At 72.3% G+C, this 336-nt stretch carries 1 protein-coding gene; it reads right to left on the bottom strand.

All coding sequences use genetic code 11. The features are described from left to right. Positions 1 to 336: phosphopantetheine-binding protein (locus tag RM590_RS35860; RefSeq protein ID WP_311708989.1), on the bottom strand; the 336-nt coding region annotated here is incomplete at both ends.

The raw sequence follows: 336 nt of genomic DNA, 5'->3' as shown, positions 1-336 counted from the left end.
GCGCCCGCTCCAGCGCCACCCGGTCCAGCCGCCCCGACAGCCGCAGCGCCAGCGGCACGTTGTACAGCGAACCCGTGCTCTCCAACTGCTCGATGAACCACATCCGCTGCTGGCTATAGCTCGCCGGGACGCGGCCGGAGCGCGCGGCCCGCCGCAGCAGCGGACGGGTCCGGTCGCGACCGCCGACCCGCGTCGCCAGACCGCGTACGGTCGGCCGTTCGAACAGGTCCCGGACCGACACCTCCAGCCCCATCACCGACCGGACACGGCTCACCAGACGCGTCGCCAGCAGCGAATGACCACCCAGCTCGAAGAAGTCGTCGTCCACCCCCACCC

It is taken from the genome of Streptomyces litchfieldiae, from assembly GCF_031845365.1.
Taxonomy (GTDB): domain Bacteria; phylum Actinomycetota; class Actinomycetes; order Streptomycetales; family Streptomycetaceae; genus Streptomyces; species Streptomyces litchfieldiae.
The sequence above is the reverse complement of the archived record's forward strand: the minus strand, read 5'-3'. Positions and strand labels throughout refer to the sequence as shown.